A 20,116-nucleotide genomic window follows, 5' to 3' on the forward strand; every position below is an offset into this window, starting at 1 on the left:
ACGAAATCTTGCGAGTTCTTTCACCCGGGCGAGTTCTTTCAGCCGGGCGAGTTCTTTCACCGGGGCGAAGTCTTGCTCCCCGGCGAGGTCTTGCTCCCGAGCGGGATCAGAGGCTCGTGGCCGGCCGCCCCTGGGCATCGACGACGGGGGCGCCATCCTCCTTGGCGAAGGCCCCCCGCTGCGGCGGAAGCAGGGCGAGCACGGTCTCGGAGGGTCGGCACAGGGCGACGCCCAGGGGGCTCACCACCAGGGGCCGGTTGAGGAGGATCGGGTGCGCCGCGATGGCGTCGAGGAGTTGGTCGTCGCTGAGGGTCGGGTCGTCGAGGCCGAGTTCGGCATAGGGCGTCCCCTTCTCGCGCAGGAGATCGCGGAGGGTGAGGCCCGCCCGCTCCGCGAGGCGGCGCAGCAGCGCGCCGGTCGGGGGCGATTTGAGGTACTCGACGACGTGCGGCTCGAGGCCGGCGTTGCGGATGAGGCCGAGGGTGTTGCGGGACGTGCCGCAGGCCGGGTTGTGGTAGATGACGACGTCCATCAGGCGGGCTCCGGGCAGCAGGTCGAGAGGGCGGCGACGGCGGGGGCGCAGACCTCGGGGCGGCCCTGACAGCAATCGCGCATCAGGAACTGGATCAGCGCCGACAAGTCCGGGTAGGCGGCGCGGTAGCGGATCGATCGGCCTTCGCGCTGCGCGGTGACGAGGCCGGCGCGGCTCAGTTCCTTGAGGTGGAACGACAGGTTGGTCGCAGAGACCCCGACCGCCTCAGCGAGCAGCCCCGCCGCCAGGCCGTCCGGCCCGGCGGTGACGAGGCGGCGCACGATGCGCAGGCGGTGCTCCTGGCCGAGGGCCGCGAAGGCGGCGACGGCTTGCCCCTCGTCCATCATGATGTCAATGTTTCAAACATCATTGAAACGTAGAGGATGCCGAGCCCTTGGACAAGACCGATCCGAACACGACCGATGGGGACGAGACCGATCGCGCCGGGCCCCCGCGGCCCTTCGCCGATGGCCTGCCGGCCCTGAGCGCGGCGCATTTCGCGGTCCCAACCTCCGCCGACCTCGGGATCCGCCAAGCCTTCACCCACGCGCCGCGCTTCCTCATCCTCTACGGGTCCCTGCGGGAGCGCTCGTTCAGCCGGTTCCTGGCCTACGAGGCGGCGCGCCTCCTGGAGGCCATGGGCGGCGAGGTGCGGATCTACCACGCGCACGGCCTGCCGCTGCCGGACGACGCAACCGCCGACCATCCCAAGGTGCAGGAACTGCGCGCCCTCTCGATCTGGTCCGAGGGCCAGGTCTGGGTCAGCCCCGAGCGCCACGGGGCCATGACCGGCGTGATGAAGGCCCAGGTCGACTGGCTACCCCTGTCGGAGGGCTCGGTGCGCCCGACCCAGGGGCGGACCCTGGCGGTGATGCAGGTGTCCGGCGGCTCGCAATCCTTCAACGCGGTCAACGGCCTGCGCGTCCTGGGGCGCTGGATGCGGATGATCACCATCCCGAACCAGTCCTCGGTGCCGATGGCCTACCGGGAGTTCGACGCCGCCGGCCGGATGAATCCGGGGCCGCTCTACGACCGGGTGGTCGATGTCTGCGAAGAACTCGTGAAGTTCACGCTCCTGACCCGCGAGCGGGCCGATTACCTCGTCGACCGCTACTCGGAGCGCAAGGAGCGGGAGCCGGAGCGGCTCCGGGCGGTGGCGGCGGATATCGGCTTCACGAAGCGGCCCGCCTGAGGCCCCGTGGCGAAGCGCCCGCGGGGTCGAACCAGGGCGGCGCTTGGCCGTTGTGGCACGAAGGGTCCAAGGCGGAAAGGCGACATGGCAGAGCCATCGGAGATCACGGCGCAGGCGATCGCGGCGCACATGGAGGTGCGGTCGTCGGACGGACTGCATGTCGGGACGGTCGACCACATGGAGGGCGATACCCTCATCAAGCTGACGCGGTCCGATCCGGCGGCCCATGGCCGCCACCACCTGCTGCCGCTGTCCTGGGTCGAGCGGGTTGACGAGCAGGTCCACCTCACCGCCACGGCGGCCGATGTCCGGGGCTACTGGGAAGATGCCGGCTGAGCGCCCTCCCGCCGGGCGACCTTTCGCCCGGTCGCCGGCCGCGCCATCGACCCTAGTTCCCCGGTGAGCGCGGCAGAACCGCCCCCCACGATCAGGACGCCCTCGGACATCATGGAACGGCCCAGCGTCATCGTCGGCATCCACGGCTTGGCCAACAAGCCGCCGGTCGATGAGAAGACGCGCTGGTGGCGGGACGCCATCGCCGAGGGCCTGGCGCGCAACGAAGGCGTCGACGGCGCCGCATTCACCTTCGCCTTCGTCTACTGGGCCGACCTGCGCTACGAGACGCCGCTGGCCAGCGACGCCCTCGCCGAGCCCTACCGCCCTCAGGCGACCTCCGACCCCCTCCCCGCCGAGGAGGATGCACCGAGGCTGACGGGTCAGGACGTGCTGGCCACCCTGTATGCCGGGATCGACCGCATCGAGGGGCTGACGGGGGTCACCCTCGTCGACGACGTCATCCTAGAGCACCGCTTCGACGATCTCTGGCACTACCACGGCGAACGCGCCTTCGCGGCGGAGGTCCGGACCCGCCTGAGCGAGCGCCTCGCCGCATTTCACGACCACCGCATCCTGCTGGTCGCCCATTCCATGGGCTCGGTGATCGCCTACGACGTCCTGCGGCAGCTGGAGCGCGACGCGCCGGACCTGCGCGTCGACCACCTGATCACGGTCGGCTCGCCCCTCGGTCTCGCGAAGGTGAAGATGAAGATCGCGAGCGAATTCGGCGCCACCCGGGTGCCGAACAACCTGAAGCATTGGACCAACCTCGCCGACGGCAACGACATCGCCACCGTCACCGGCACCCTAGCGGAGGATTACGCTCCCAGCGACACCGGGGTCGCCATCGCCGATCACCGGGTGGTGAACGATTACCGGCGGCCCACGGGCGAGGCGAACCACCACAAATCCTACGGCTACCTGCGCACGCCGGAGTTTTCGCGGATCGCGAGCGGGTTTCTGGAGACTGGGGCGGTCGGACGGCGTCGGTGACCGGCCGCCCCTGCGAGACGCAACGAGCTCCCTCTCCCAGAAGGAGACGAGACCCGCACAGGACGCCGGACGGTGGTTGGGAGGTCTCGCGACCACCGAAGGGAATCGGTCGTCCGTTCACGGCACTCCGTCCTTGAAAAAGGGGACGCCGCGTGGCGTCCCCCGATCCGTCGGTTCTTGGCTGGCGCTCAGCGCTGGCCGGCGTGGTCGCCGTCGCGCAGGGCGCCGGTCGGCTCCTGCACGTGGGCCTCGAGGAACCAGAGCTGCTTGTCGACGCCGCGCGACACCTCGGTGAGGAGGTCGGCGGTGCCGGCGTCACCGGCCTCGTCGGTGTCGTCGATGTTCTGACGCACCGCGTTGGCGTAGACGCCGTAGCGGTCGATCAGTGCGGCCAGGTGGTCAGCGATCGCGTAGGCGTCGAGGGGGTAGGCCTTCAGCTGCGAGGCCGATGCGACCGCCTGGGCGGTGCCGCGGGCGGTGCCGCCGAGCTGGGTGATGCGCTCCGCGACCTTGTCGTTGTAGTCGTCGAGCTCGGTCCGGAATCCGTCGAGCATCTCGTGGATGCCGATGAACTGCGGTCCCTTCAGGTTCCAGTGCGCCTGCTTCACGTCGAGGGCGAGGTCGATCCCGTCCGACAGGCGCGCGTTGAGCACCTCGATCGAAACCTTCTTCGCGTTGGACTTCGTACCGTTCTGGGTCTCGTGGAGACGCTGGTTTCCGGCTTGGGTCTTGGAATCGGCCATTCGGTTCGTCCTTCAAGTCTCATGGAAGGCGCGTCGCTCATCCCGCAGCCTGCGCGGTCGCGACGCCGAGCCTCCGATGTCGGCGGAACATGATCTCGGGCAGGCGGGATGCGCCGCCCGTGCGATCAGTCTGCCCCATCAACGACAGGCCCCGGCCCATGTTCCTGGCCCTGTGGTCGCGCATCCCTGATCTGCGGGGATCACACCCCGCGGCATGCGATTCCCGCATGGGCCGGCCGATCCGATCCGGCCCGAATCCCGCACGACCGGGCCGGCGCGGCACGGGCGGGCGATCGTCAACCATAAATTGGCTTTCGCGCCGCCGGCGCGAACGGCCACGCTGAAACGGCGTTGGCCCCGGAGAAGCCGGACTGACAGTCCAAGGCGCTCCCCTGATCTTGAACGACGACTCTTTGTCGCTGGCCCGACCGCGAAACGACTCGCCGATGGGCCCACAATTCGGGGCGATGCATGGTGGTCGACGGGTTCTGCCGCAACGCAATCAAACTTGGTAAGATCTTGGTGAACGGTAGTTTACAATGCTTGTCGTTCCGCGGTGTGAAATCTTAAAGGACACGCTGTTATTCTTGCAAAACACCGACGATCACGTCACGATCGTCTCGCTCTTCGCCGGCAGCCCCGCTGCCATTCTCCGTGGCTTGGCATCCTGCGATGATGGAACCAGAAGTCGCACAGCGTCGTCCGACCACAGCGCTTCCGGACCGGCGGGATACGCCCGCGGGCCCCGTCACGGCCGCGCCCCTGCGCATCCTCGTGGTTCACAACCGCTATCAGGTGCGCGGTGGCGAGGATTCGGTGGTGGCCCAGGAGGTGGCGAGCCTGCGCCGCGCCGGGCAGGTCGTGGAGACCCTGTTCTTCGACAATGCCGCGATCCGGACGGGCTGGGACCGGCTGCGCACCGCCTACGAAGCGCCGCACGCCCCGCGCGGGATCGCCGCCGTGGTGGAGGCCGTCCGCGCCTTCCGCCCCGACGTGGTGCACGCGCACAACGTCTTCCCGCAGGTGTCGCCGGGCATGCACGCCGCGGTCCGGGCCGAGGGGGTCGCCACCGTCCAGACCCTGCACAACTTCCGCGTGACCTGCGCCAACGGCATCCTCATGCGCGAGTCCCGCCCCTGCGAGGATTGCGTGACCGGCTCGCCCTACCAGGCGGTGCGTCACGCCTGCTATCGCGGGTCCCGCCTGGGGTCCCTGGCCGTGGCGCGGATGATCGACGTGCACCGGCGCGCCGGCACCTGGGAACGGGACGTCGACCGCTTCATCGCGCTGACGCCCTTCGCCCGCACCCGCTTCCTCGCCGCCGGGCTGCCGGAGAGCCGCATCCGCATCAAGCCCAACGGTTTGGCCGATCCGGGCCTCGACGCGCGCGGCCCCCGGGCCGGCATCCTGTTCGTCGGACGGCTCGTGCCCGAGAAGGGCGTCGGCACCCTGAGGGCGGCCGCGCGCCTGACCCGGGCCCCGATCACCGTCATCGGCGAAGGGCCCGAGGCGGACGCCCTCGCCCGCGAGCCCGGCCTGACCCTGCTCGGCCCACAGGACCCCACGGCCGTGCAGGCCGCGATGGCGCGGGCGGCCGCCCTGGTGGTGCCCTCGCACTGGTACGAGGGCCTGCCGATGGTGATCGCCGAGGCGTTCAGCCTCGGCACGCCGGTGGTCGCCGCGCGCATCGGCGCCCTCGCCGACCTCGTGACGGAGGGCCGCACCGGCCTCCTCGTCCCGCCCCGCGATCCCCACGCCCTCGCCCAGGCCCTCGACCGCATCGTCGACGACCCCGACGCCGCACGGGCGATGGGGCGCCACGCCCGCCTCGCCTACGAGCGCGACTGGACCGAGGACGCCGTCACCGCGCGCGCCCTCGCGATCTACCGCGAAGCCATCGCCACCCGTTCCGCCGCCATGCCCCGGGCTGCCGCATGACGCGCCCTTTGACTTCGCGCCCTCTGACTTCGCGCCCTCTCACACCGGACCATGACATGCCCGTGCGCGCCTGGGGCCACGACCCGGACGTCCCCCACTTCCTCCTCGGCGGCGTTCCGATCTCGATCACCGACATGGCCGGCCTGGTCGACGCGCTCCGGCGCCGCCTGAGCCGGCAGGCTCCGGCACCCGGGACCTTCGTGGTCTTCCGCGACGCCCACGGCATCGTGCGGGCGCAGGACGAGCCGGAGGTGCGCGCCGCCCACGACGCCGCCCTGCTGGTCTGCGCCGACGGGCGGCCCCTCGCCTGGGTCGGGCGCCTGCGCGGCCACACGGCCATCGCGCAGGTGCCGGGCATCGAATCCGTCGAGGCGGTGTGCCGCGCGGGACTCGAGGCGGGTTGGCGCCACTACTTCCTCGGCGGCGGGCCGGGGGTCGCCGAGAAGCTCGCCGCCGAGATGGCCCGGCGCGCGCCGGGTCTCGCCGTGGCGGGGGCCGAGACCCTGCCCTACCGGCCGCTCACGGAGCCCGAGGCCCAGGACCTCTACGCGCGCCTGCGCGCCAACGGCACCCAGATCCTCTGGATCGGCCTGAGCACGCCCAAGCAGGAACTCTTCATGCAGGCGCACACGCCCGCCCTGCCCGGCGTCATCGCCATGGGGGTCGGGGCCGCCTTCGACGTGAACATCGGCACGATCCCGCGCGCGCCCCGGCTGATGACCTGGTGCGGCCTCGAATGGCTCTACCGGCTGATCCAGGAGCCCCGGCGCCTGCGCGCCCGCTACGCCCAGGTGGTGCCGCGCTTCCTCGCCATCGTGGCCCTCGACCGGGCCCGCTGCGCCAAGCGCGCCCCGCGCCCGGGCGGGGTCCGGCCGGTCTGAGACCGGGCGCCCCTCAGCCGACGACAGGGGCCAAAGCCGCGCGATAGGCCCCCGTCGCGGCCTCGAGGGAGAACCGCGCCAGGGCCGGGACGGCCCGGGTGCGATAGGTCGCGCGCCGGGCGGGATCGTCGAGGAGCGCCAGGGCCGCCTCGGCCCAGCCCGCCACCGTCAGGGGGCGGACCTCGCCGCAATCCCAGGCTGCCACGAGCTCGCGCGCCGCGCCCGAATGCGGCGAGGCCAGCACCGCCGCGCCGCTCTGCAGGGCCTCCTGCAGCACGATGCCCCAGACGTCGCCGCGGCTCGGGAACAGGAAGAGGCGCGCCGAGGCGTAGACGGCCCCGAGGTCGGCCTGCTGCACGAAGCCGTCGAACTGGGCCGCGATCCCGGCCGCCGCCAGCCGCGACTCCATCTCCGCCCGCAGGGGGCCGTCGCCCGCGACCCGGACCCGCAGGGTCCGGCCCCGGGCCTGGCAGGCAAGGACGACGTCGGTGAAGAAGCGCGCGCCCTTCACGTCCTCGTTCAGGATGCCGCAGAACAGGAGGTCGTAGGGGCGCTCCGTCTCCGGCGTCGTGGCGGCCGGGCCGGGCTCCCAGGCGGGGAAAAGCGGCGCCAGGGCGAGGCGGTGGGCGGGGAGGCCGTAGCCTTCGAGGAGCGCGAGGCTGCCGGCGCTCGCTCCGAGGCCGAAGCGCGCCCCCGGCACCAACAGGCGCCGCATCGCACGGTGCGGCCGCGAGCGCCGGCCCGGATCGGTCTCCGGCACCCCGTCGGTGCGCAGGCCGTAGGGCACCCCGAGCCACCGCGCCGCGGCGACGGCCATCAGCATGGTGGGGGCGAAGTCGTTGACGACGACGAGGCTGGGCCGCAGGGCCGCGAGACGCGGCACGATGGCGGGGTTGATGTAGAGGTTGCTCACGGCGCTGCGGTACCAGCGCAGCCCCGGCACCACGGCGAAGCGATAGGCCTCGGGCTCGGGCATCTCCCAGTGCCGGGCCGCCTCCCGGGCGCTGCAGGCGAGGACGTGGAGCGGCCGGTCCAGGGTCGCTCCCAGGCGCTCGTAGAGGCGGTGCATGTAGGGCGCGCGGGCGCCGATCACGATGACGACGGGTCCGTCGCGGCGCCCGGATGCGCGGCGGCTCATCGCGTGGATCATCGGGCGGCGCGCGTCGGCCCGCCCACGAGGGCATCGATCTGGTAGAGCCCCCAGGCGGGTTCGAGGACGTGGCGGGGCATCAGCAGCAGATCCTCCGGGCCCCGGGCCACGCCCCGGCGGGTGGTGTGGAAGCTGTGGTAGCCGGCGTCGCGGGCGAGGGCCGGGTCGCGGCCCGGGTCGAAGTCGGTGCCGGCCACGCCCCAGGGGCAGGCGAAGTGCCGGACCGGACGGCCGGTCATCGCCTCCAGGTCCCGGCGCGACCGACCCAGTTCCCCGGCGACCTCCGTCGCCGCGAGACGCCCGAGGTTGCGGTGGCTCGCCGAATGCGACCCGACGTCGAGCCCGGCGGCGAGCCAGTCGGCCACGGCGGCGCGGTCCATGTAGCCGGCCCGGTCCCCGCCGGGGGGCGCGTCGACCCAGTCGCTGACCAGGAACACGATCGCGGGGATCGACAGCGCCCGCAGCACGGGGAGCGCCACCCCGTGGGTGTCGGCGTAGCCGTCGTCGAAGCTGACGAGGAAGTGGCGGCCCTGCCCGGCCGTGCCGCTCGCGACGAGGTCTGCGGCCCGGTCCGCCGTGACGAACGTGCCGTGGCGGCCGAGGAAGCGCATCTGCCGGGCGAAGCCTGCCTGCTCGCCCGGCGCGACATGATGGTAGCACAGGGTGTAGAGACCCGCCGGCGCCGCGGCCATCGACCGGGACAGCGCCCGCACCCGCAGGGCCGCCTCGCGCAGGACGGGCGTGTCGCGGATGAAGTGTTCGAGCGTCCTCGGCATCCCGGGACGTTAGCAGCTTCGCGGCCGGGCGGCACGGATGGGACACCGATCCCCGGCAGCATTCGCCAACAGCGTTAAATTAAGGATCTTCGCAGTCTGGGCGGGAGATCTCCGGTCGGCAGGAAGGGATGACAAGCGTTTCGCCGTAGGAAGGCCCGTCCCCGCGAGGGATGCGTCGAGGACACGAGGCATGAAGCTCCAATGAGCGCGGCACTGAGCATCCGTCCCTGCCTGGATCCGGCCGTCTGGGACGAAGCGATCTGGGCTCTGCCGAACGGCAACGTCTTCGCCTCGTGGATGTGGGGCGCGTACAAGTCTCAGGTCGGCTGGGCCGTGACGCGTCTTATCGTGCGCGACGCCAGCGAGGCGCCGGTGGGGCTGATCCAGGTTCAGGTGAAGCGCCGGGGCTTCGTGCGGTTCGTCCTGCTCCAGGGCTGCCCGCTCCTCACCGAGAAGGGCGAGAAGCACGCCGAGGCGGTGGTCGCCCTCCTGCTGGAGCACCTCGCCCTCGGGCGCCTCGATCTCCTGGCGGTGAGCTTCGAGCACTTCCAGTCCGACGCCATCCTCCTCGCCCTGCTGGGCCACGGCTTCGTGCCGGCGCAGTCGGCCAAATACTTCACCCTGGAACTCGACCTCACGGGGGGCACCGCGCCGCTCCTGCAGGCGATGGACCAGCGCTGGCGCAAGGCCCTGCGCAAGGCCGAGCGCAACCCGGATCTCACCACCCGCTTCCTCACCGACCTCGACGAGCGCCTCGCGGCCTTCGACGCGTTCTGGACGATGTACGGCGCGCTGCAGGCCCAGAAGGGATTCCGCGACAGCCTCGACGGACCGCTCTTCCGCGACCTCGTCGCGCGCGATCCCCATCACCGCATCCTGGAGGTGCGGGAGAAGGGCGAGCGCGTCCTGGTGCGGATCGCCCACGTCTCGGGCCGGCGCTTCACCGATTTCTACACGGCCTCGAACGACCGGGCCCGGGCCTGCGCCGCGCCCACCCTGGCGGTCTGGCGCTTCGTCGAGCAGGCCCATGCGGAGGGCCGCGAGACCTTCGACTTCGGCGGCATCGACCCGGCGGGCAACCGCGGCGTGTTCGAGTTCAAGCACGGCCTGAGCAAGCGGCCGGCCCTGAGCGGCCCGCGCTGGATCTATGGCCGCACCCCCCGCCTGCGGGATGCCGCGGCGGCGTTCCTGTCCTATCGCTGAGCGAGGCATCCCCCGGAGGTCGATGGTCCCGCAAGCTCCCGTGATCCAGCCCCTCGGCGACGAGGCCGGGCTCGTCGCCCGCGCGCGGCGCTTCGCCCGGCGTCCGGCCCTGGCCTCCCTGCTCGACCAGGCCGTCGTCAGCGGCTTCGGCTTCGTCAGCGGCATCGTCACCGCACGCCTGGTCGGCATCGAGGAATTCGGGCTCTTCGTCCTGATCCTGATCGTCACCGCCTTCGCGCAGGGGCTGCACAACGCCCTGGTGACCGCCCCGATGATGACGCTCGCGGCGCAGGGGCGCCGGTCGGCCCCGACCTACGACGCCACCGTCCTGGCCGCGGCCCTCCTGGCCGCCCTCGCCGCCGCCGCCGGGGTGGCCCTCGCCCTCGTGGGCATCTTCGCCCTGCGCCACCACGCCGTGGAGTGGGGCGTGGTCCTCGCCGGTGCCGGGCTCGCGCTGGCGCAGAACCTCCAGCTCACCGTCCGCCGGACGCTGTTCGCCCGGGGGCGCGGCCTCGTCGCCGTGGCGATGGACACCGCCCGCGCCGTCACCTTCCCCCTGGTGCTCGGGGCGGCCTGGGGGGCGGGCCTGCCCCTCGACGCCGCCCTCGCCACCGCGGCCCTGGCGGGGACCGCCCTCGTCACCGCCGCCCCCCTCGCCTACGGGATCTGGCGCGCCCCCCGGCGCGCCCTGCGCCTTGGGCCGGTGGCGCGCCGGCACTGGGGCATCGGCCGCTGGATGTTCCCCCTGGTCTTCGTCACCTTCGGGCAGGAGCAGATGGCCTGGATCCTCGCCGGGATCATGCTCGGCGACGAGGCGATCGGCGGCCTGCGCGCGGCGCAGTACCTCGTGGGCTTCGTCATCATTTTGCTCACCGCCACGGAGAACATCCTGCCCACGGCGGCGGCGCGGGCCTACGAGACCGGCGGCGAGGGCGCCCTGCGCGCCTATCTCGAGAAGGCGACGCTGACCCTCGGCCCGGTCGTCGCCCTCCTCCTCCTCGCCATCGCGCTTCCGGCGGGGACCTGGCTCACCCTCGTCTTCGGACCGGCCTTTGCGGACTACGCCGCCAGCGTGCGGATCCTGGCGCTGGCGGTCGCCTGCATCTTCCTGCGCGATATGGTGACCCAGTATTTCCGGGCGATCCAGGAGACCGGCCCGGTCTTCCGCGCCTTCGTCGTCAGCCTGGTCGTCTCCCTGGCGATCATGGTGCCGCTCATCGCCTATGACGGCATTACCGGCGCGGCCCTCGTCATCACGATCGGGCACGCGGTGTCGGCGACCCACCTGATCCTGACCCTGCGCCGACGCTCGGCCCGGGGCGGCTGAGCCCCTGGCCGGACCCGTCGGAGACCAGCATCCGTCGGCGTCAGGCCGCCAGGGTCTTCATCCAGGAGAACAGGGGCGGCTGGGCCTCGCGGCCCATGCCGGACAAGGCCTCGCCCAGGCCCGTCTCCCGCGGCAGGACGCCGAAGCGCCGGCTGAAGGCGCGGCTGAACGCGCTCTGGCTGGAGAACCCGGTGGCGTAGGCCACGGACGAGACGCGCGGCGTCCCGCCGGGGGCAGTGAGCAGGCGCATGGCGCGCAACAGGCGCCGCTCGCGGATGTAGGCGGCGACCCCGCCCTCGGCCTCGAACAGGCGGTAGAGCTTCGAGCGGGAGAGGCCGAACCGGGCGAGGATCGCCTGGGCATCCAGGGCCTCCGAGCCCAATTCCGCCTCGATGAAGCGCCGGATCGCGATGCCGGTGAGCTGGTCCGCGGCACGGGCGGCGCCCTCCTCCGGCTGGAAGCAGGCGCTGCACAGGTGCGCGGCCGAACGGGCGAGGTGGTGGGCCTCGTGGGCGCTCAAACCCCCGGCACAGGCGGCGAGCCCGGACAGGAAGGTGTGGAACAGCCGGCGCACCGGCGTGCCGCCGTAATCGAGGGACTGGCCGTGCAGGCCCTCGATCGTCGCGCCGTGCTCGGCCAGGAGCGCGCGGGGCAGCATGATGTTGGTGGCGCAGACGGCCTCCGCCTCGGTCACCACCGGCTGGGCCATGTCGAAGACGACCAGCTGCCACGGCTTCACCGCGGCGGCCCGGCGCCCATTCGCCACCCTGCTCTGCCCGACCGTGTAGAACTGCAGGAGGATGTGGTCGATGCCCTATTGCGCGATCATGCGGGCGTTGCGCTCCAGGCGCTGGACCGGCGCCGAGACGCTGCCGAGCAGCACGGACCCGAAATGGTAGGTCGTCAGGCCGAAGCCCGCCGACAGGTCGGCATCGCGGGCGACCGTCACCGCGTAGATCGACGCCAGATGCTCCTCCCAGGCGCGCGCCCACCGGTCCGGATCGGCGGGAAAGCGGAACCGGTCGCACGGGATCGCGGCGGCCTGATCGTCGGACGCGGGATTTTCGGATGCGGGATCTCCCGGAGCGGAATTCTCGGACATCGCATCTCGTTCGAGGGTCGGCGCCGCGTCGAGGGCCGTCGTGGACTGGGGACGCCCGCCGGACTCGCCCAGCCCCGGCCTATGTTGTGTCCGTACTTTCAAAGGGCAGGCTTAGACAAGCACAAGTTCGTCGAGAGGCCCGGCTCGTCGCGTCGCCATTGGAGGACATGGCCTCTTTGCTAGGATTCGCCGGCCGGCCGGGCCCTCCGTGTCGAGGTCGATGCCGGGCAAGCGAGCCGGGGCCGGTCGTCCACAAGCTTTTCCCCGCCTGTGTCTTCTGCGACCGAGAGTCGTCGAGACCGTTCGGCCGGCATTTACGATATTGTCGAAGTCCGGTCGCGTTTCGGGAGCAATTCACATCGATGAAACGCTTCACACCGGAAGTGTCGTCAGCGTCGGACCCGCAGGCCACCAGGGAGGAACACGCGTGCTGAACCTGTTTCTCGTCCTGGCGATCCCCGCCTGGTTCACGATGCTCTATCCCGTGGTCCGGCGCAGGCTCGCGGCGGCGGTTCGCCCGCTGGATGCCCGGCTCGTGCTGCCGATGGTCCTGGTCTGCACCTTCGCGTTCATGCCCCTGGTCTTCACGGTGCCGCGGGAAGACGGAAACGCGGTGCTGGAGGAAGGACTGAGCGCCTCCAACATCATCACCCTGGTGCTCACCGGACTGACCGGCCTCTACCTGTTCGGAAAGATCGCCCTCGACCGGCGGGTGGCGCTGCTGCCCTTCGCGATGCCCTACCTGCCCTTCACCCTGATGATCGGCGTGAACACGCTGAGCGCCGCCTGGTCGATCGTGCCGCCCTACACCCTCTATCGCAGCGCCGAACTGTTCATCTTCTATCACGCCTCGATCGTGATCTTCGACCGGACCGACATCGAGCGGCGCTTTGCCGACCTCCTGGCGATCATCACCGTGGCCTGGCTCGTCGCCGTGCTGCCGATCATCCTGGACAGCCTGGCGCACGGCATCGTGTTCTCGGCCGCCAAGAACAACATGATGCCCTTCGTCTGCGCGATGCTGGGCTTCCTGGTGATCTTCCGGCCGCCCGAGCGCCGGCGCCGGACCTACCTCGCCCTCGCCCTCGCGGGCTTCGTCATCGCGGGCTCGGCGGCCAGCACCGGCGCCCTCGTCGCGGTGGGCCCGGCCCTGCTGATGTCCTCGCGCCACGCCGTCCTGCGCCGCCTCGGCATCGCGGGCGCCCTCCTGGCCATCGTGGGCTTCGTCCTGCTGATGCTCGACCTCGCGGCCTTCCCGGCGCTCCTCGACCTCCTGGCCACGATCCTCCAAAAGCCCGCCATCGAGCTCGCCAACGGCACCGGGCGCTCGACCTTCTGGCCGACCTTCATCGCGGCGACCCAGGACCGGCTGGCCGGATCGGGCTTCTCGGCGGGCGACCGCTTCATCCAGCTCCTGATCCCCACCACCGCCCTGGCCGAGACCCTGGGGCGGGAGGACGTCTTCATCACCAGCTCGCACAACATGTTCCTCAGCGCCTGGGCCGGCACCGGGCTGATCGGCCTCGGCTTCGCCCTCGTGGTCCTGCTCACCACCCTGTCCTGGGGCATGAAGCTCGACCTCGGCGGGCGCCGCTTCGTGGCCGCCTCCGTGCTGATGCTGGTGCTCAACGGCATGACGACGCCGGGGATCTTCCAGGACTGGAACGTCAACGTCCTGGCGCTCGCGGGCCTGCTCGCCTTCATCCGCGTCCAGCTGCCGCCGGACGGGCGCGTGCCGGCCTATCCCCGCGCCCCGGCGCCCGCGCCGGTTGCGCGCCCGCCCGCCCCCGAGGCCGGCCTCCCGAGCACGTGGCGCATTTCATGAAACGCGCCCTCCACCCGGCGGCCTTCGGCGCGCGACGTGCCGAAATCAGCCGGATCGACCGACCGGGCCGGGACTCGGCGGACCGCGGTGTCCCAGGGCGGGACACGGACGGCCCCGGGCCCCAGCCCTCGCCGATTGCGTAACGGAAAGCGTCCATGGCTGTCATCGAACGCGCCCCCCCGGCGATCCTGCAGCACCTCGGTGCCGGCACCGAGCCGTCGCGCGAGTCGCTGCCCTGGTTCCTGGACATGGGCGAGGTCGGCCGCATCCTGCGCCGGCGCTGGCCGACCGTGATCCTGCCGATCCTCGTCCTCCTGGGCCTGGCGGCGGGCTACCTCGCCCTGCCCGCCCAGTACGCCGCGACGGTCCAGCTCCTCATCGACCCGCGCGGCCTCGCCGTGCTGAAGGACGAGGCCAACCCGCAGGGCCAGGCCAACGAATCCACCTTGCTCCTCGTGGACAGCCAGCTCCGGGTGCTGCAGTCGGACGACGTCCTGCGCAAGGTCGTGGCCACGCAGCACCTCGCCACCGACCCGGACTTCGTGGAGCCCGGCGCCCTCGACCGCTTCCGCGCCTGGGTGGGGCACCTCCTCGGGCGCCCCGCCGAGCCCGAGGCCGACCCCGCCCTGACCGCCCTGCGGGCCCTGCGCGACCGGATGTCGGCCCGGCGCCTGGAGCGCAGCTTCGCGGTCGACGTCTCGGTCTCGTCCAACGACCGCGAGAAATCCGCCCGCCTCGCCCAGAGCATCGCCGAGACCTACCTCGCCACCGAGATCGGCACCCGCTCCGAGGCGATCCGCCGGGCGCGGGAGGGGCTGAACAGCCGCCTCGGCGAATTGCGCGACGGCGTCCAGCAGGCCGAGACCGCGGCCCAGGCCTTCCGCACGAAGAACAACCTCGTGGGCACGCGCACCCAGCTCGTCAGCGAGCAGCAGCTCGGCCAGCTCAGCGACCAGCTCGGCGCCGCCCGCGCCAAGGCCGCCGAGCAGCAGGCGAAGCTGCGCCAGATCGAGGGCGCCGCCGGCGGCGACCCGGCCAAGCTCGACTCGATCCAGGAGGTGCTGCAGTCCCAGACCATCGGGCAGCTGCGGAGCCAGCTCGCCCAGGCCGAGCGCCAGCGCGCCGACGCGGCCCTCAGCCTCGGCGAGCGTCACCCGGCGATGAACGCCTCCGACGTGCAGGTGCGCAGCGCCCGCAACCAGATCGACGCCGAGGTGAAGCGCATCGGCGCCGCTATCCGCAACGAGTACCGCGCCAGCCTCGCCAACGTCACCGAGCTCTCGCAGGCCCTGGAGAAGCGCAAGGCCGAGGCCCTGAAGGTCGGCGACAGCTTCGTGAAGCTGCGCGAGCTGGAGCGCCAGGTCGAGGCCCGGCGCGGGGTCTACGAGGCCTTCCTGGTGCGCACCCGCGAATTGCAGGAGCAGCAGCAGCTCGACACCTCCACCTCGCGCATCATCTCGCCGGCCCTGCCGCCGACCCGGCGCCAGGGGCCGCCCGCCGCCCTCGTCCTCGCGGCCGCCCTCGTGGCGGGCCTCGGTCTCGGGATCGGCGGCAGCCTGATGGCCGAGCAGTTCAGCGGGCGCATCCGGTCGCGCACCCGCCTCGAAGCCCGGACCCAGCGCCTCGTCCTCGGGCTCCTGCCGACCCTGCCGCGCGGGGCCCGCAACGGGACGGACCGCCTGGGCAGCGGGCCCTACGAGGTCGCCATCACCCGCCTGCGCAACCGCCTGCGGCGCGACCTGCCGGCCAAGCGCCCGCACGTGATCGTGGTCACCTCCGCCGACGACGTCGCCGGCCGCTCGATGCTCGCCCTCGACTACGCCGCCTCGGCCGCCCAGGAGAACGAGCGCGTGCTCCTGGTCGACGCCTCCGCCGACGGCACCGTGACCCGCGAGGTCGGGCTGCCGCCCCGGCGGGGCGGGGCCCCGGTTCCGGGCCGATCCGACCTCTCCGACGTGCTGGTGCGCCACCGCTCGGGCCTCGCCCTCATCCCGCAGGACGGCCAGACCGCGCGCAGCGACCTGCGCCACTACGTCGACAGCATCCTGGGCACCCAGGACGCCTACGACCTCGTGGTGATCCATGTGGGCCTGATCGGGGCCGACGCCATCGCCGAGCGCCTGGCGGCCGATCCCCGGGTCACGGCGGTGCTCGTCACCGTCCGGCACGGACAGAGCCGCTATTCCACCCTCGACCGGGCGCTCGCGGCCATCGGCCCGCGCCCCTTCGTGGGCCTCGTGCTCACCGGGGCCGAGGCGCTCGACTGAGGCGCCGGAACGCCCCCGTCAGGCGGGGGTGTCGGCGCCGAGGTGCCGGTCGAAATAGCCGATCGTGTGCATCAGCCCCTCGCGCAGCGACACGGTCGGCTCCCAGTCGAGGAGCGCCTTGGCCTGGGCGATGTCGGGCCGGCGCTGGCGCGGATCGTCGGCGGGCAGCGGGCGGGCGACGATGCGCGAGCGCGAGCCCGTCAGCGCGATCACCAGCTCGGCGAGCGCGCGGATCGAGAACTCGCCCGGATTGCCGAGGTTGATCGGGCCCGTCACGGCGGGGCCGGTCGCCATCAGGCGCAGGACGCCGTCGATGAGGTCGTCGACGTAGCAGAAGGCCCGGGTCTGCGAGCCGTCGCCGTAGAGCGTGATGTCCTCGTTGCGCAGGGCCTGGACCACGAGGTTCGACACCACCCGCCCGTCGTTCGGGTGCATGCGCGGGCCGTAGGTGTTGAAGATCCGCGCCACCTTGATCGAGAGCTTGTGCTGTCGGTGGTAGTCGAAGAACAGCGTCTCGGCGCAGCGCTTGCCCTCGTCGTAGCAGGAGCGATGCCCGATCGGGTTGACCCGGCCCCAATACTCCTCCGGCTGCGGATGCACCTCGGGGTCGCCGTAGACCTCGCTGGTCGAGGCCTGGAAGATCTTGATCTTCAGGCGCTTGGCCAGCCCCAGCATGTTGATCGCCCCGATGACGCTGGTCTTGGCCGTCTGCACCGGATCGAACTGGTAGTGCACTGGCGAGGCGGGACAGGCGAGATTGTAGATCTCGTCCACCTCGACGTAGAGCGGAAAGGTCACGTCGTGGCGCATGAACTCGAAGCGGGGATTGTCGAGCAGCGGCGCGATGTTGCGGCGGGACCCGGTGAAGAGGTTGTCGACGCAGAGCACCTCGTGGCCCTGCTCCAGCAGGCGCTCGCAGAGGTGGGAGCCCAGGAAGCCCGCCCCGCCGGTGACCAGCACCGTCTTCGTCTCGCCGTATCGCATGCCGGATCCGAACCGCCTCGCATTGCAGGATGATGCCGTCGTGGTCGCCGGGGTCCGGCGCGCGCGACCCGAAGGCGCAGCGGGGCCGCGATCATGGGGCGTCCGCCACCGTATCGACCCGCGGGACCGATGTCTCCGCGGCGAACGCGGCCGCGCAGGACCCGATGCGTCCCGGCCGGAGACCGACCGGGGGCCGCCCGCGGTTCGGGGCTATCGTTCCGCCGGGGACGGAGGTGAGGGGGCGAGCCGCGCGTCGCGGTCCAGCCGCGTGAGATCCGCCTGCCGCACCACCGCGCCCGCCGCGTCGAGCACCGTGCCGAAGCGCGCCGCGCCCTGTGCGGGGGCGTCGGCGGGCAGGCGCAGGCCGTCCGGGCCGCGATTGCCGGACCGGACCTGCTCGTCGGCCCGGGCGCCGTCGCCGAACCGGAACGGGTCGCTGTCCAGGAAGACGTTCCCGGTCAGGCTGTTGCGCGCCGCCGCCGGATCGTCCTGGAGGATCGTGGCCAGGCCGGGATAGCGGGCGCGCCAGAGCTTGGAGCCGACCGGCATCGCCGCGAAGGCCGCCCGCAGCTCCGATTGCGGGTCGGCGATCGCATCCCGGGCCCAGGTCCGACCGCGGGCATCGACGTGGATGGCCGGGCTCGAGTCCACGAACAGGTTGTCGACGACGCGGTTGTCGCGGCCGCCGCCGAGGAAGACGGGCTGGTCGACGCGGACGAACAGGTTGTCCCGCACGGTGACGCCGCTCGCCATGTCGTCGAGATAGACGCCCTTGATCTCGAAGCCCGGCGCGGCGCGGATGTCGTGCAGGTAGTTGTGTTCGATCACCGTGCCGCGGGCGGTCCAGTCCCGGCCGGAATAGATCGCGCCGCTGTCCGTCGAGCCGGACAGGACCCGGGCGATCTCGTTCCAGGCGACCCGGTGGTCGTTGCCGCGCAAGTGGATGGCGTACTCGTCGGTGTCGTGGATGTAGTTGCCCTCCACCATCTGGCCCACGCCCTCGAGGGTGATCGCCGGGCTCTGGGTCCGTGCCACCTGGGCGTAGTCGCGGATCCGGCAGTCCCGCACGAAGAGCCCGGCCGGGGTCAGGCTGGCCCGGTCCCCGCCCGACAGGCGCAGGGCGCCGATGCCCGTTTCCGCCACGTTGCTGCGCTCGAGGCCGCTGGCGGTCGCGCGCGCGATCGACAGGGCCCGGCCGGGGGTCCGGCGCAGATTCACGCCGGACAGGACGACGTCGGTCGCGTCCGCGATTCGGACGAGGTCGCCGCGCGCCTGTTCGAGGGTCAGCCCTTCGAGACGCAGGTGCGACGCGCCCTCCACCGCCAGCAGGGTGTCGGTCACCGCCACCTCCGGCGCAGCGGCGGGATCGCGCGGCCAGATCAGGAGGACGCCCCAGCCCACGTCCCGCCACCATTCGCCGGGCGCATCGAGTTCGGCGAGCGCGTGGACGATGCGGTAGCGGGCGCCCCGGGCGATGCCCTCATAGGGCCGATCCCCGAGGGTCAGGCGCTTGGCGGCTCCATCGAGGCCGACCACCGGAAAGGCCTCGAGCAGCCAGTCCCAGTGCCAGTAGCCCTCGGCCCACAGGTCGGGCTCGCCGCGCCAGCCGGCCGCGCGGCCGTCCGAGATGGTGAAGCCGGCCGCGTCGTCGGAGGCGGCCGCCACCTTCGCCCAGCCGGCATTCGGCCAGCGCGCCGGCCAGAGCGCCCCGGCCCCGTCGAAGACGGCGAGGTTCACCCGGGCGTCGCGCTGCGCGAGGGTGCGGGGTTCCTGGATACGGGATTCGAGGCCGGCCGCCGCCGGCAGCCGATAGGCGCGGACCTGGGCCCGGGCGGATGGGGGCAGGCGCGCGAGGAGATCGGCGGGAATGCCGCCGGGGGCGGGCTGCAGGGGAATGGAGCCGACGAGGCGGCTGGTGCCGTCCGGGCTGCCGCGCACCACCAGAGGGGCGGCGGCCGTGCCGCCATCCTCGGGACCGAACCGGACAGGCTCGGCGAGACGGTGCAGGCCCGGTGCGAAGGCGATCTCGATCGCGCGACGCGGATCGGATCGGCGCCAAGCCTCCTGCCAAGTGCGGCGCAGGGCCAGGGCTTCCGGCAGGGTGGCGACGACGGCGTGACCGACGGCGCGCTTCGGAGCGGCTGCGCCGGACTGGGGATCGACCGTGATGACGACGGGCTCGGCCGCGAGGGCCACGCCCGGGGTCGCGGAGAGGAGGATAGCCGCGAGGCCGGCCCGGAGACGGGACGCGACGGCGTTCCGTCGCTTGCCCGCATTCCGACGGGTCCACGTGCACTTGGCCGAAGTCCGGTTGCCTCGCTCCAAGCGGCGCCCCTTGATTCACCGGCACCCCGACGACGGGATGTCGGTCAGGGCGCCTCGGTGATCTTAGGCGGTCGGGTAGGAGAACACACCCACCGACTTGTGGAACTGCACGGTCTCGCGCACCCGGTGGCGGCGGGCCTTGTCGAGCATGCGGCTGTCCAGGCGGTCGCCGCCGATATCGGCGAACTGCTGGTCGGTCAGATCGGCGATCTGGCGCGCCGAGGCGTTCTCCTTCCAGGAGGAACGGATGTGGTTGAGGATCGCGTGTACCATGGGAGTCTGGGTCCGAAACGGTTCGTGCCACGGGGTCTGTCGCCCCATCGCCATGGCCCTGATGTAGGCGTCGCCGCAGCGCAGCACGAGGGCTGAGGCGGCCGGTCTGCTATGCAGGATGGACATGAAAAGGACAGGGATTGCCTAAGCCCTGGGCAAACCGATCCTAAATCCCTCTTGACGCTGGGTTTCTTCGGCCTGACGCCAAACCCGTCCAACGCCCCCTGCCCAAGGCTCCGGCAAAGCCAGCACCGCCCGTGTGCGGTGCA

At 72.0% G+C, this 20,116-nt stretch carries 19 protein-coding genes; 9 read left to right on the plus strand and 10 right to left on the minus strand.

The genetic code is table 11. The features are described from left to right. Positions 1-106: 106 nt before the first annotated feature. Positions 107-532, minus strand: coding sequence for an arsenate reductase (glutaredoxin) (gene arsC / locus ASG51_RS05305; protein WP_056353059.1), 426 nt, complete (start codon positions 530-532; stop codon positions 107-109). Beyond that, entirely contained in the window at positions 532-879 is a 348-nt protein-coding gene (locus tag ASG51_RS05310; protein WP_056212433.1) for a metalloregulator ArsR/SmtB family transcription factor, read from the minus strand. The genes arsC and ASG51_RS05310 overlap by 1 nt, the downstream gene beginning before the upstream one ends. 47 nt (positions 880-926) lie before the next feature. Here ASG51_RS05310 and arsH point away from each other — a divergent pair, with 47 nt between their 5' ends. The 3 genes from arsH to ASG51_RS05325 all read left to right on the plus strand — a co-directional run bounded on the left by arsH (position 927) and on the right by ASG51_RS05325 (position 3,053). After that, on the plus strand, positions 927-1,724 hold the full coding sequence (gene arsH / locus ASG51_RS05315) for an arsenical resistance protein ArsH (RefSeq protein WP_056379555.1): 798 nt from the start codon (positions 927-929) through the stop codon (positions 1,722-1,724). Positions 1,725-1,808: 84 nt separating this feature from the next. Continuing rightward, on the plus strand, positions 1,809-2,060 hold the full coding sequence (locus ASG51_RS05320; protein ID WP_056212438.1) for a DUF2171 domain-containing protein: 252 nt from the start codon (positions 1,809-1,811) through the stop codon (positions 2,058-2,060). 111 nt (positions 2,061-2,171) lie between these two features. Then, entirely contained in the window at positions 2,172-3,053 is an 882-nt protein-coding gene (locus tag ASG51_RS05325; RefSeq protein ID WP_056379557.1) for a hypothetical protein, read from the plus strand. 188 nt (positions 3,054-3,241) lie between these two features. Here ASG51_RS05325 and dps read toward each other — a convergent pair whose 3' ends face one another. After that, positions 3,242-3,796: a DNA starvation/stationary phase protection protein Dps gene (dps, locus tag ASG51_RS05330; RefSeq protein WP_056270740.1), complete on the minus strand. Its 555-nt coding sequence runs from the start codon at positions 3,794-3,796 to the stop codon at positions 3,242-3,244. 672 nt (positions 3,797-4,468) lie between these two features. On the opposite strand from dps, the gene ASG51_RS05335 reads away from it, so the two are divergent. Both ASG51_RS05335 and ASG51_RS05340 read left to right on the plus strand, forming a co-directional pair. After that, positions 4,469-5,734 carry a glycosyltransferase family 4 protein gene (locus ASG51_RS05335; protein ID WP_244480068.1) on the plus strand — a complete coding sequence of 422 codons (1,266 nt, stop codon included), beginning with the start codon at positions 4,469-4,471 and terminating at the stop codon, positions 5,732-5,734. A gap of 56 nt (positions 5,735-5,790) precedes the next feature. Next, positions 5,791-6,615, plus strand: a complete 825-nt coding sequence (locus ASG51_RS05340; RefSeq protein ID WP_056379559.1) for a WecB/TagA/CpsF family glycosyltransferase — start codon at positions 5,791-5,793, stop codon at positions 6,613-6,615. A gap of 13 nt (positions 6,616-6,628) precedes the next feature. On the opposite strand, the gene ASG51_RS05345 is transcribed toward ASG51_RS05340, so the two are convergent. After that, positions 6,629-7,753: a glycosyltransferase family 4 protein gene (locus ASG51_RS05345; RefSeq protein ID WP_056379624.1), complete on the minus strand. Its 1,125-nt coding sequence runs from the start codon at positions 7,751-7,753 to the stop codon at positions 6,629-6,631. An 8-nt stretch (positions 7,754-7,761) separates the two neighbouring features. Further along, on the minus strand, positions 7,762-8,541 hold the full coding sequence (locus tag ASG51_RS05350) for a polysaccharide deacetylase family protein (RefSeq protein ID WP_056379561.1): 780 nt from the start codon (positions 8,539-8,541) through the stop codon (positions 7,762-7,764). Between the two features lie 201 nt (positions 8,542-8,742). Between ASG51_RS05350 and ASG51_RS05355 the strand changes: the two genes are divergently transcribed. Together ASG51_RS05355 and ASG51_RS05360 are read left to right on the plus strand one after the other, a co-directional pair. After that, complete coding sequence (locus ASG51_RS05355) at positions 8,743-9,744, plus strand: GNAT family N-acetyltransferase (RefSeq protein ID WP_056270742.1); 1,002 nt, start codon at positions 8,743-8,745, stop codon at positions 9,742-9,744. A gap of 22 nt (positions 9,745-9,766) precedes the next feature. Further along, positions 9,767-11,071, plus strand: a complete 1,305-nt coding sequence (locus tag ASG51_RS05360; protein WP_056379562.1) for a lipopolysaccharide biosynthesis protein — start codon at positions 9,767-9,769, stop codon at positions 11,069-11,071. Positions 11,072-11,111: 40 nt separating this feature from the next. Here ASG51_RS05360 and ASG51_RS05365 read toward each other — a convergent pair whose 3' ends face one another. After that, a complete protein-coding gene (locus ASG51_RS05365) occupies positions 11,112-11,882 on the minus strand; it encodes a helix-turn-helix domain-containing protein (RefSeq protein ID WP_347379727.1) in 771 nt (256 codons plus the stop codon). Positions 11,883-11,885: 3 nt separating this feature from the next. Continuing rightward, positions 11,886-12,173: a hypothetical protein gene (locus ASG51_RS05370; protein ID WP_056379567.1), complete on the minus strand. Its 288-nt coding sequence runs from the start codon at positions 12,171-12,173 to the stop codon at positions 11,886-11,888. Positions 12,174-12,600: 427 nt separating this feature from the next. Between ASG51_RS05370 and ASG51_RS05375 the strand changes: the two genes are divergently transcribed. Then, entirely contained in the window at positions 12,601-13,998 is a 1,398-nt protein-coding gene (locus ASG51_RS05375) for an O-antigen ligase family protein (protein ID WP_056270752.1), read from the plus strand. Positions 13,999-14,153: 155 nt separating this feature from the next. Then, positions 14,154-16,265 carry an exopolysaccharide transport family protein gene (locus ASG51_RS05380; RefSeq protein WP_056379569.1) on the plus strand — a complete coding sequence of 704 codons (2,112 nt, stop codon included), beginning with the start codon at positions 14,154-14,156 and terminating at the stop codon, positions 16,263-16,265. Positions 16,266-16,283: 18 nt separating this feature from the next. Here the strand turns inward: ASG51_RS05380 and ASG51_RS05385 are convergent, their stop codons facing one another. The 3 genes from ASG51_RS05385 to ASG51_RS24730 form a co-directional block, all read right to left on the minus strand. Further along, positions 16,284-17,249 carry a UDP-glucuronic acid decarboxylase family protein gene (locus ASG51_RS05385; protein WP_056379571.1) on the minus strand — a complete coding sequence of 322 codons (966 nt, stop codon included), beginning with the start codon at positions 17,247-17,249 and terminating at the stop codon, positions 16,284-16,286. A gap of 210 nt (positions 17,250-17,459) precedes the next feature. Continuing rightward, positions 17,460-19,445 (minus strand): right-handed parallel beta-helix repeat-containing protein, encoded by a 1,986-nt coding sequence (locus tag ASG51_RS05390; protein WP_056379573.1) that lies wholly within the window; start codon positions 19,443-19,445, stop codon positions 17,460-17,462. A gap of 192 nt (positions 19,446-19,637) precedes the next feature. Next, positions 19,638-19,847, minus strand: a complete 210-nt coding sequence (locus ASG51_RS24730) for a hypothetical protein (protein ID WP_056379577.1) — start codon at positions 19,845-19,847, stop codon at positions 19,638-19,640. Positions 19,848-20,116 lie beyond the last annotated feature (269 nt).

This window comes from Methylobacterium sp. Leaf465 (assembly GCF_001424705.1).
GTDB lineage: Bacteria > Pseudomonadota > Alphaproteobacteria > Rhizobiales > Beijerinckiaceae > Methylobacterium.

What these genes read in the sequence shown, in the direction of transcription:
- ASG51_RS05380 (WP_056379569.1), top strand. Translation starts at nt 14,154, where the DNA reads ATGGCTGTCATCGAACGCGCCCCCCCGGCGATCCTGCAGCACCTCGGT.
- ASG51_RS05355 (WP_056270742.1), top strand. Translation starts at nt 8,743, where the DNA reads ATGAGCGCGGCACTGAGCATCCGTCCCTGCCTGGATCCGGCCGTCTGG.
- ASG51_RS05370 (WP_056379567.1), bottom strand. Translation starts at nt 12,173, where the DNA reads ATGTCCGAGAATTCCGCTCCGGGAGATCCCGCATCCGAAAATCCCGCG.
- ASG51_RS05350 (WP_056379561.1), bottom strand. Translation starts at nt 8,541, where the DNA reads ATGCCGAGGACGCTCGAACACTTCATCCGCGACACGCCCGTCCTGCGC.
- ASG51_RS05310 (WP_056212433.1), bottom strand. Translation starts at nt 879, where the DNA reads ATGATGGACGAGGGGCAAGCCGTCGCCGCCTTCGCGGCCCTCGGCCAG.
- ASG51_RS05320 (WP_056212438.1), top strand. Translation starts at nt 1,809, where the DNA reads ATGGCAGAGCCATCGGAGATCACGGCGCAGGCGATCGCGGCGCACATG.
- ASG51_RS05335 (WP_244480068.1), top strand. Translation starts at nt 4,469, where the DNA reads ATGATGGAACCAGAAGTCGCACAGCGTCGTCCGACCACAGCGCTTCCG.
- ASG51_RS05385 (WP_056379571.1), bottom strand. Translation starts at nt 17,249, where the DNA reads ATGCGATACGGCGAGACGAAGACGGTGCTGGTCACCGGCGGGGCGGGC.
- ASG51_RS05345 (WP_056379624.1), bottom strand. Translation starts at nt 7,753, where the DNA reads ATGAGCCGCCGCGCATCCGGGCGCCGCGACGGACCCGTCGTCATCGTG.
- arsC (WP_056353059.1), bottom strand. Translation starts at nt 532, where the DNA reads ATGGACGTCGTCATCTACCACAACCCGGCCTGCGGCACGTCCCGCAAC.
- ASG51_RS05340 (WP_056379559.1), top strand. Translation starts at nt 5,791, where the DNA reads ATGCCCGTGCGCGCCTGGGGCCACGACCCGGACGTCCCCCACTTCCTC.
- dps (WP_056270740.1), bottom strand. Translation starts at nt 3,796, where the DNA reads ATGGCCGATTCCAAGACCCAAGCCGGAAACCAGCGTCTCCACGAGACC.
- ASG51_RS05360 (WP_056379562.1), top strand. Translation starts at nt 9,767, where the DNA reads ATGGTCCCGCAAGCTCCCGTGATCCAGCCCCTCGGCGACGAGGCCGGG.
- ASG51_RS24730 (WP_056379577.1), bottom strand. Translation starts at nt 19,847, where the DNA reads ATGGTACACGCGATCCTCAACCACATCCGTTCCTCCTGGAAGGAGAAC.
- ASG51_RS05325 (WP_056379557.1), top strand. Translation starts at nt 2,172, where the DNA reads ATGGAACGGCCCAGCGTCATCGTCGGCATCCACGGCTTGGCCAACAAG.